We start from the raw sequence: 8,356 nt of genomic DNA, 5'->3' as shown, positions 1-8,356 counted from the left end.
CTCAAATGCCCCTGCCGCTTTCTCCGCACTTTGTTCAAACGCAGATTGCTGATCTTCGATACCTTTAGCCGCGTTCTCGACCAAGTTTGAAAGTCGGCTTTCAACTTCCGTGAACATCGCTGACTCTTCTGCACGACGCTGTTGCACTGAGGATTCGAAATCCTTTTGAGCCTGCGTCATCATACTCGAGGCCATTTCACCCGTCTGGGTTAATACATAGGTTTGATTTTCAAACGATGTTGAGATCTCAGAAAGCAGAGCGTTAATACGGCCAGTCACATTTTCAAAAAGTACTTTTTCAGCACTTTGACGCTCTTCTAGTGCTGTTTCTAACGACGATTTCATGCCTTCAAATGCGCCAGCTGCTTTCTCTGAACTTTGCTCAAAAGCAACTCGCTGAGCATCCATGCCTTGGGTAGCTGTAGCTAACATTGTATTAACTTCTGAAGCCATTGAAGACATTGCGCCTTGAGTATCTTCTTTAAAGCTATTCAATATTCCTGTTAATGACCCAGCAAACTCCTGCAGCTTGTTCATTGTTTCTTTTTGGAACTCGTTAATCGTGCTGACTGTTTCTGATGTACTCGTCACCACTTTTTCAATATTGTTGTTAAGCTGAGAAGTAATTTCATTACTCGTAGCAACGGCTTCACTCGTTTTGCTAAGCTCATCTGCCACCGGAGTAATTAGTTCGTTTTTCATCTCTTTTATAAGAAGTTCAACAAGTTCCTTTTGCGACTGTTCTTTAATATCTTTAAGAGCCGTTAACTCGTGTTTTATCTCTCCTAACATAGGAGTAAGTGAAGCTTCTACTGAATCTGTTAATGCAGTTGCTATCTGTTTAGCAATAACATCACCATTGAAGGAGTTCCCGAGTTGCGCCAACGCGCTGCTCGTCGCCTCCATCTTATCTCCCATAGATTCCATTGCTTTTGAAGCACGTAGTTGGGCGTCGAGCGCTTCTTGCTGGTTTTCGTTAGAAATATTCTTCAAGTAATAGATTGGGCTTGCTTCAAAGTATTGTGATGAAAGCGTCGCTATTAGTTTTTTTTGAGCTCTAGCGAGCACACTTGATGAAATTTTCATCCACACCATGAAGAGAGCGGAAGTGCCCAATCCCGCAAGAGAGGTATAAAACGCCGTTTTCATACCTTCTAGTAATTCCGCAGCTGATGCCAGCAAGGCTTTGGAATCCCCTGCCATGGTGAATTCGCTCAGACCAAGCGTAATCCCGAGGAATGTGCCCGTAATACCAATACTGGTTAGTAAGGCAGGGATCAGTTTGTAGCGTGATGAGTCTATGGAAGGAAGCATTTGGGAAATTGGGGACTTCGTCAGCCACAATTCGCCTTTCGTTTCAACAACAAGTCCGTCTTGTGTTGGTGTATAAACTAAATGCTCTGTAACCCAAACTAATTGATTTTTATTTAGTGCGTTTGTGTTAATGACATTTGACTGTGCCTTTGACTTAATCCCACCTATTTTTTTAAGCTGTACACTCGCTTTAATAACTGCGACTATTTCTCTAAATGAAAAGAAAATAAACACTGTGAATGTTGCTGTAATTATTGCGTCTGTAACCCAGTCGCCAGAAATGAAATCCAAGTGATCGAACATGTAAATTTATGCCTGTTATTTTAGAATGTTGTTAATTTCTTGTTTTGTGAATAGTTCATTTGCCAATCGTGCAGGAAGATGCTCAGCATCCGATTTTTCAATACCATTGATAACAATTGGTTTTTTCAATCTAACGCTGTACATCTCTTCTTCGTGAGCTTCAGTATCTGTTGCCACTGACAGGTAGACATCATCAGGAAACTCTCTAAGCAATGTGACCTGCAAGGACGATTTAGTGTGCTTGAGAGACTGAGTTGCGGAAAAATCATTACCAAATTCTTCCCTTGATAGCTTCCATGCATGATTGACCGCGATTATCCTCTCTAGTATTTCCCCTAGCCTAATCTGCATGTTCCTAATACCTTAAATTGTAAGCTTGCGATTTATAGCTTTCCAAAAAGTCATTGATACCAACGACATGCCAGCCATTTTTGTTGGCATCTTCAATATCGTTCAAAGAGATTGCCACACCAAACCGATGCTTAGGCCAAGCAAGCTCTAAGCGAGCCGCTAAATCACCAAAAGAATCCTCAACAAAGTAGTTGATTTCCGGAACCTTTAAGTAAGCCTGCCGGCAAGCATGTAAAACACCGTGAACGCCAGGATCGGACAATTCGAAGAGTTCTTGCCAATCACCCAGATCCTCAAGTAGCCCTTGCTGTTTCCTTAAGTCGTTGATTGTTTGACGCTCTCTGTGACTCAATACCATATGCTCATGCATAGGTTGCTTGCTGTGACAATCAATACACAGTGCTTTGAGATTGGCAGGCCTATTGTCTGACTTCACGCCGTTTATGTGGTGCACGTGTAACAGCGCCCTTTGGCTGCGCATGTTCACCTTGCACCCTTCACACTCAAAGTTTTTGTCCACCCTGTAGTGAGAGGAAATCTTGGACCAGTCATCTGTGTATCCACTATCTGCTGTTTCGGCGAGGCGAGATGGCATGTGAGGGAAAAACGAACTGTAAGTAGCAAAAAACTCTGCCATGTTAAAGTTCTGAACTATCGGAGCGATCGGTGCTGTTGTATTACACCCTTTGTAATTGAGTTTTCGTAAGCAGTTTTGACAGACCTTTAGCCGAGCTTTCTTCTCACCATGTTGCGTATCAACTGAGAACTCGCCTGACGTGTTATTCGTCACCACGTAGCGCTCAAAGCGGCCACTTGAGCGCATACTTTGTAGCGTTGAACAATCTGAGACGTGAAAGCGCGCGCTAATGCCGTTTGCTTTTATATAGAGGGTGACGTGACGTCCTTGGTAGCTGAGAAGACCAGATTCAATTTCAACGTCTTTTAGTTCAACATCTTTGCCTTTTTCTAACTCTGCAGATATTTTGTCAATGTGGCTTGTCTGGAACTCTATTGTGAACTTGCCTTTTTTCTCTGGCTCCATCATATCTACGGCATTCATGAGTGAGCGAATGTTAAGCGCTAACTTCATTCAGCCCCCAATATCTTGAGTATTTGCTCTTCAGCGTTTGTAATCACACGAAATGAAACCCGGCGAGAGCGTTTTTCATTTTCAACGCCAAATTTGTTTGTAATCAGTTTGGACGAAGAATATCCCACCGCTGCAACGTTTTCTTTAACCCATCCATAGTGTTCAATGCGCACTGGCTCTAAGCCCATCACATAGCTAAGTACTGCTCGAGTACGAGCTTGAGATAGACTCATATTGTTAAAGTAAGCCTCATAATCTGAAGACCCATGGTTCCAACGGCTGGAGGTATGGCCTTCGATCCTTATCTCCTGTAATGAGGGCTTAAAACTATCTAGTACTTCCAAGTATCGAGGGAAGAAGTCATCAAGAATAACTTCAAATTTGTCCGTTAAATTCGCTTTACCATTGGCAAAGAGCACATCCGGCGCAGTGAAGTTTAAACTCAAAGTATTTCGATCAATTTCAGCTCCCCAACGGTCGAGATCAGAGGAAAACTCATCAACCAATGCTAGATATATCGCCTCTTGAGTTTTCTCGTAGGTAACAGCGACCTCTTTAATTTTGTCTCGTTCATTCATTGCATCGCGCATTAGCGCGACGGAAATAAACAAAAACACCATCATCAAGCCTGCCATGAGGTCTGACACTGACATCCAGTGTTCTCCCCCTTCACTTCTTGCTTTGGTGTTACCAAACAATTTTTCCATGATTAAACCGCAACCTTGGTGTTAACGACGTTTGACATTTCTCGTGTTAGTTTTTGGTAGTCACGGGTGAATTGCTGGGTGATGGTTGCAAGCGCTTCTCCCATTTCATTCATGGTTCTGTTGATTTCTTGTTGCATCTGCAAATCAAGCACTTCCACTTGTTTTTCAACTGCACTACCGGTTTTACCAACGGATTGTGTAATTTGATCTTCGAGGCTATCAAAGGTTCGCCTTACATGTTGCGCTTGGATTTTAAATACCTCTTCCAGTGTTGTTTCTAGGCGGTCATGCAGTTTTCGAATCGCTTCTGTCGTTTCAGTCTGAATTTCACGCGTACTAGCAAGCAGTTCTTGATTTGCATCTTTAAGCACTGTGCCAGTCTGTTTTGCATCATCTTTAATATCAGCAACCAGCACTCGCATTTCTGCATTGAGCTCAGTAAATGCATCTTCGAGTTGCTGTCGAATCATTTCAGTCGATTCCGAGAGATGGTCAGTCACATTGCGTAAACCCCCGGTCGCTGTGCTGACCTGGTCTTGAATATCCGAAGACGCCTCGGCGAGTTTTCCACTCAGTGTTTGAGAACTTTCGATCAGCTGATTTGAAACTTTCTCGGCTCCACCTTCGATATTCGTACGGAGTTTCTCGACACTATCTGTCGCAGTAGCGCCGAAATGATCAATGACCTTTTGGGACTCGATGAGCATTGTTTCGTAGTGGTTTGACGCAGCTTTCACGGAGTCACCAATAACGGACATGGTGCTATCCATTTGCTCTCGGATTTGAGGCATCGCTTCAACAGCTTTGTCGCGAAGGTCCTTGAACGCTTCTAGGCGGTGCTCAAGCTCAGTTACCTGACCATGGCCCAGTTCCATTACTTGGTGGAGTTTTTCCATGGTTGCAGGAATAGACTCAGCCCGTTCATTGATACTGGCTACTGATTTTTCAGTGGAGGAGATAGCATCAACACCCAGTTGATACTTGTTCGCCATATCCTCTAGCTGATGACGATAGTTTTCCTGCCAGTCGACGAGTTTTTTCACCGACTCATCAAGACGCTTGAAGTTTTCACCAAATTGCTCGGTGAGCTTCTCGTTAAACTCGACGATGACTTCCTTAAGAGCATTAATAACTTGCTCAGTTGCAGACTTCGACAACACCTCACCAAACTCATCCATCTTCTTCCAAAGCTGTGTCTGAAAAGTTTCGCCTTTAGCTAGCTGTAAGTCCTGAAATGCCGTCTGAGACTTGTTCGCATCACTGATGTCGGTGCGGAGCATTTTGATTTGAGAGGTAAGAGACGAATCTTCATCCCCTTTTATAGCAGAAAGTAATTCTGTTGATGCGGCTAACTGTTTTGACATAACACTGAAGATATCTTCCGGCCCGATGGCTTGTGCCGCTGTCTCTTCTTTTTCGGGGATCAGGCCAACAATGCCTTTGTAGATGATAGAACCCGCCATACCAACTAGACTGGTCAAAAATGCCGTTTTTAAACCCGCTAGCAGCGCTTCAATACTTCCATCAATATCAGTTGGATTAAACTCCATCAGACCAACCACAATACCGGCAAAAGTACCTAAAATGCCTAGTGATGTTAGAAGGTTAGTTGTATTGGTTGTGAATCGTTGGGCTTTACCTTTGAAGGCAAGTACTGTCGATATCAGCATCAACAGAAAAATAGAATAAATAAAGGCATTTGAAATGCCCTCAGCACTAAATGAAGCGATTAAAGATGCGAGAAAGTTTGTCATAAGTTGTCACCAAAAATTAAGGCGAGCATTCTAGTTCTCACCAGCAGACTAGACAACTAACAAGTCCTACTTTCATTAATCCACAACAAGAATTTCAACTCGAAAGATTAGATGGGAATTTAATTACTTTCATACACTTAACAGGTTAAAAGACAGTTCTTCCCGAAATAAACGCCTAACCCAACACACACATATGTGAAATATATTATTAAAATAAAAAGCTAGGGAAATTAACTTTTACCGCCCTCCCTTAATGCTAATTAACGTATTTCCCTACAAAACACATCGTCCCCCTCGTTGAATCGTCTAGCCATGTTTCTTCTGAACAGATTTACCCTACTGAGCTCAATATGAGTACTTAAATGATTACATAGCATCTACCCACCCCAAATCGACCGATATCTACATCAGGTTGACTGATATGTATCAATATCATCATGAATTTAAAGTGAAAATACCCCTCCCTGAAAGATATGAAAAACCAAGGATGGTTATGAAACCCTATAAGGATATTTTGTTCCTTGCCGTTCCCATTGCATTGCACAGCGTGTTGTTTGCAAGTCTCGGCTTTATTGACACCTTCATGCTCTCTGCATTGGGCGGTGATACCGTTGCGGCGGCTGGTATTGGCTCGCGGGTGCTGTGGTTTGTGTCTAACGTGATTGTCGGCATTGCTGGTGCCACTACCATTTTTTGTGCCCAGCATTGGGGAGCGAAAGATAGTAAGAGTCTAAGCGTTACTATTCATATCGGGATGATTCACGCGGTGATCGCTTCTGCGCTGTTAGTCAGCGCTGCGCTTGTTTCCAAAGATCAAATTGCGGGTTTGATGACAAATGATGCTGCGATTGCAGCGATGGCCAGCAGCTACATTGAAATCTCAATTCTCTGTGTTTTGGTCACGAGTTTCTCAGCGATTTGGGGAGCTGGCCTGAGAGCGATTCAAAAACCAAAAGTGATTTTGTATCTTTTTGTCTTTGAGCTGATCCTTAATGTTGCTCTCAACTACCTACTGATTTTCGGTCACTTTGGCTTCCCAGCCCTCGGGCTTGAGGGCGCTGCGTGGGGAACGTTAGTAGCCAGATCAGCTTCCACATTGATCCTGTTTTTCTATGTTCATGCCTTTGAGAGAATACTTAGCTTTACGGCATCTTCATTTGTTGCAGCGAGGGCGAAAACCAAGAATGTTGCCTTCATAAACATTGCACTGCCGATTATTGGCGGTGAAATCATCTGGAGTGGTGGCATGACGGCCTATCACACCATTTACGGCAATATTGATGGCACCGCTCTGGCAGCCATGTCGATCCTCGCGCCACTGGAAATACTACTGGGTTCGTTTAGCTGGGGTTGTGCTGCCGCTGTTGGTGTGTTGGTCGGTCAGAAGATAGGTTCCAACAACCATCAAGAACTCAATGCCTATGTTCGTGCAGGTTTGATTGCTTCTGTTACGGTAGGAGGAACGATTGTTACCCTACTTTGGATAGGGCGTGATTTGCTCATTGGGTTGTTCGATGGCATTGAGCCAGAAGTGCTGGATGCTGTGTATCTGCTCTTCCCTTTCATTCTGGCTTCTATATTCCTTCGCTCAGTGACCATGACGTCTATGTCGGGCATCCTGAAAAGCGGCGGCGACACCAAGTTCACCATGTATCTGGATATGGTGGCGCAATGGTTTGGGGCCATTCCTTTGATGCTGGTGCTGGCGTTTTGGTTCGAACTCCCCGTGCAGTATGTCTATGCAGCTGTCTTGCTGGAGGAAACACTCAAACTAATCCCAGTGATGCTGCGAATCAAAAACAAAAAGTGGATTAAAACGCTTTCCCAAAGCAGAACTTCGGAAGAGCCCGTTCCAGGCTAAACAATCTTGTGTATCTCATTCGTTGGCCCAACAAAAAAGCACCTCGTTTTCTGAGGTGCTTTTTTGTGTTGAGTGTAATTCTTATCCCATAAGGGAAACTGAATTAAAGAATGTTTTTGGGCACAATTCTTCGCAGTTTCACCTTCAGCTGTTTGGAGGTAGACACGGTATCGTCTGGGTTGAAATCTTCAGTGATTCGCCATGCATTCTCAGGTTCTAACTCCACTTCCATTGCCCGACGAACATCCTTGGTTATCGCCTCTGACCTTATAATGGTAATACTTTCGGTATTGAGGTTCGCGCTTCTTGGGTCGAGGTTGTAGGTGCCAATCACTGTCGTGTGGTCATCAATAGTCATGGTTTTGGCGTGAAGTCCAAAGATTGGCTGGGTAGGCAAACGCTTTACCATATGCTCTGTCATCACCCTTTGTCTGACTTTGGCATCAGGTTTAAATTCGTAAATCTCAACGCCGGTATCAAGCAGTGCTTTGCGGTCTCTTTGATAACCACTGAACGCTTCAAGGTTGTCATTTGAAGCCAGGCTATTGGTGAGGATTTTTATCGATACTCCGCGATCAACAAGCTCTTTTAAAAACATCCTGTCGCGCGCTGTTGTCACCAGATACGGGGTTTGAATCAAAATGCTTTCTTTCGCACTGTCGGCAAGTTCGACCAGCTTATCTTGCGTGATGCTGCCTCCACCCAGGAATTCACTCTTGTCATTCTTACCGGGCTTATCGTAGATGTACTCAACATTTTCAATGAACCTGAACTTACCTTGCTCTTCCAGATACCGAAATGTCTCAGGCACTTTCTCGATTTCAGCGCGAATTTCAGGGTTAAAATTTTCTGGATTACATGCATAGGCGTGCAAGCGAGAGAAGTCAGGATTTTCTGGGAAGGTATCTTCAGGGAAAAGCTTTTCAACGCTTACGCTTAAATCGTTATTCCAATACTCTTCAAAAGAGGTTGTCAG

General features: G+C 43.8%; 6 protein-coding genes and 1 pseudogene. 1 reads left to right on the top strand and 6 read right to left on the bottom strand.

The annotated features are described in order from the left end of the window. The 5 genes and pseudogenes from D515_RS24495 to D515_RS24475 all read right to left on the bottom strand — a co-directional run. Window positions 1-1,617: pseudogene (locus D515_RS24495) on the bottom strand (hypothetical protein); the annotation flags it as partial. Between the two features lie 15 nt (window positions 1,618-1,632). Then, complete coding sequence (locus D515_RS24490) at window positions 1,633-1,968, bottom strand: hypothetical protein (RefSeq protein WP_039850659.1); 336 nt, start codon at window positions 1,966-1,968, stop codon at window positions 1,633-1,635. A 4-nt stretch (window positions 1,969-1,972) separates the two neighbouring features. Continuing rightward, complete coding sequence (locus D515_RS24485) at window positions 1,973-3,058, bottom strand: HNH endonuclease signature motif containing protein (RefSeq protein ID WP_002542695.1); 1,086 nt, start codon at window positions 3,056-3,058, stop codon at window positions 1,973-1,975. After that, window positions 3,055-3,765 carry an OmpA/MotB family protein gene (locus D515_RS24480; RefSeq protein ID WP_002542694.1) on the bottom strand — a complete coding sequence of 237 codons (711 nt, stop codon included), beginning with the start codon at window positions 3,763-3,765 and terminating at the stop codon, window positions 3,055-3,057. Before D515_RS24480 ends, D515_RS24485 begins: the two co-directional genes overlap by 4 nt. Before the next feature lie 2 nt (window positions 3,766-3,767). Further along, window positions 3,768-5,519: a coiled-coil domain-containing protein gene (locus D515_RS24475; RefSeq protein WP_002542693.1), complete on the bottom strand. Its 1,752-nt coding sequence runs from the start codon at window positions 5,517-5,519 to the stop codon at window positions 3,768-3,770. 493 nt (window positions 5,520-6,012) lie between these two features. Between D515_RS24475 and D515_RS24470 the strand changes: the two genes are divergently transcribed. After that, entirely contained in the window at window positions 6,013-7,380 is a 1,368-nt protein-coding gene (locus tag D515_RS24470) for an MATE family efflux transporter (protein ID WP_002542691.1), read from the top strand. Between the two features lie 103 nt (window positions 7,381-7,483). On the opposite strand, the gene D515_RS24465 is transcribed toward D515_RS24470, so the two are convergent. Then, on the bottom strand, window positions 7,484-8,356 hold an 873-nt coding region (locus D515_RS24465; RefSeq protein ID WP_039850658.1), incomplete at its 5' end, for a phospholipase D-like domain-containing protein.

Origin of the sequence: Grimontia indica (assembly GCF_000333895.2) — a bacterium.
Classification (GTDB): Bacteria; Pseudomonadota; Gammaproteobacteria; order Enterobacterales; family Vibrionaceae; genus Enterovibrio; species Enterovibrio indicus.
Note: the sequence above shows the minus strand (reverse complement) of the source record. Positions and strands in the feature narration are given on the sequence as shown.